Source organism: Brevibacillus sp. SKDU10 (genome assembly GCF_001645205.1).
Taxonomy (GTDB): domain Bacteria; phylum Bacillota; class Bacilli; order Brevibacillales; family Brevibacillaceae; genus Brevibacillus_B; species Brevibacillus_B halotolerans.
This window is the reverse complement of the sequence record NZ_LSSO01000114.1, coordinates 1-2,122: the sequence shown is the minus strand read 5'-3', so window position 1 is coordinate 2,122 and position 2,122 is coordinate 1. Positions and strand designations below refer to the sequence as shown.

The window sequence follows — 2,122 nt, the reverse complement described above, 5'->3', positions numbered from 1 at the left end:
TGGTTGATCATCCCAATTTTTCCTCCTAATTGAATTTAGTGTAAGTATTTGTTAATAAGTTGTGTTTTTACAATTGTATCATTATTTTTTAAAGTGAAATTATCAATATTCTGTCTTTTCATTCTGTTCTTTATTACCATTTTATCAAGTAAAAGTAATAAAAAACACCTAAAATAACAGAAAAGTTAATAAATAAAAATCTTAAAATACGAAATAACGAAGGTTAATTATGCATGTTAAAACTACAAATTTATAACTAGTAAAAGAGTGATTTGCTACTTTAGAGCATAAAACAATCAAAGTCCTCATTATATCTATCTATGTTTTTAAAGCTTATAACCTAATTCTGATTCGATTCTCTCCCCCATTTTCTTGATTTGTAAATGATAGGGTTTTCCTTACAATAATCAAACAGGCTTATCTAATTAACGTTTTGCAATATAGTAGATTAAAAAACAAGAATCCTATTTATTCTTAATAATGTAAAATAGTTACATATAATTACATGTAAAAATTAACCAGTAACAGACTGGCGAAGGAGCTTTTTTCCTGATCAAATCCAAATATGTTAGTTTACATCATTTACTGTTTCAAAGAAATAATATATAATAACTCATTATTTAGATTTCAATGAGTGAAAAAATAAAGAGAGGTGCTTTTTTTGAGTCTGGTCGTATCTTCTAAATAGGAAAATTTCATGTAAATAAATCATTGATATAGGCGTATTCCTTATTTTGGGTACCCTTATTTTCTCATTGATTTATTTATGTATACCTATGAAGATACCTACCCATACTTGTAGAAAAGCGTGTAATTCCTTCTCTATTGTCAGTGAGTTCAAGTGATAATGGATGATGGGTTTACAGTGCCCCTATCAATGTATGCAAAGCTGCGGTGTCTCCGCGGCTTTTTTACGTTTTCCCTCATTGAAATCTAAGAATAGGTATCTTCATAACGATTCCATATCATTGTGAGGAGAATAGAAATGAATCAAAATACATTTGAAAAATTACAGTTCAATGAGTTAAAAGAACTCGTGAAATCATATTGTGTTAGTGATTTAGGTAAGGAAATGCTAGAGAAGCAACAACCAAGCACCCAACTAAATGTGGTTAAACATCGCCTTGCTGAAACAACTGAGGCTAGGAAAATATTAGATACTGACAGCCATGTCCCCTTGCTAGGTACTTCTAACATTGCACATATGATTGATAAATTGGAAAAGGGAATCATTCTTGAGCCTTCTGAACTTGTTGGTTTTGCAGACTTTTTGCGTGGATGCAGAAAAATAAAAACGTTTATGCAAGACAAAGAGTTTTTTGCTCCACTGCTTTGTTCGTATGCACATTCAATAACAGCGTTCTCTGCTATTGAAGAAACAATTCATTTTTCGATTAAAGGTGCTCACGTAGATTCGCAGGCTAGCAAGGAGTTAAAGCGGATCAGGAGTCACTTGAAGGCTACAGAGGAAAAAATAGAAGAAAGACTAACGAAATTTCTTAAAAGCAGTGCAAATAAAGAGTATATCCAAGATTTTTTCATCAGTAAAAAAGATGACAGATATACGATTCCTATCAAGGCTTCCTATAAAAATCACGTTGCTGGCACCATTGTGGAGGTATCCTCCAAAGGCTCGACTGTATTTATTGAGCCTGCCGCGATCACTAAGTTAAGCATGGAACTAGCCACACTCAGATCGGATGAAGCAATCGAAGAGTATCAAATTCTTGCAACTCTATCTGGGATGATTGTCGAAGAAATACATGCTATCAAGATAAATATTGATGCAATTAGTCAATATGACATGATTTTTGCAAAAGGAAAATATAGTAAAAACATTAATGGAATAGCACCTAGGCTTAATCAGCATGGTTATTTAAAATTAGTGGAATGCACCCATCCTCTACTACCTGGTGATACCGTCCCTTTAAACTTTGAGATTGGGAAAAATTTTAGAAGCTTAGTAATCACAGGTCCCAATGCTGGTGGTAAAACAATTGTACTCAAAACCATCGGCATTGTAGCATTGGCCACGATGTGTGGATATCATAGCAGAGCGGACCAATCTACCGAGGTTGCGATTTTTGATCAGATTTTTGTTGATATTGGTGATAATCAAAGT

At 33.1% G+C, this 2,122-nt stretch carries 1 protein-coding gene; it reads left to right on the top strand.

What is annotated here, in order from left to right:
- Positions 1–985: 985 nt before the first annotated feature.
- A partial coding sequence (locus tag AYJ08_RS07260) for a MutS2 family protein (protein WP_483295059.1) occupies positions 986–2,122 on the top strand: 1,137 nt, incomplete at its 3' end.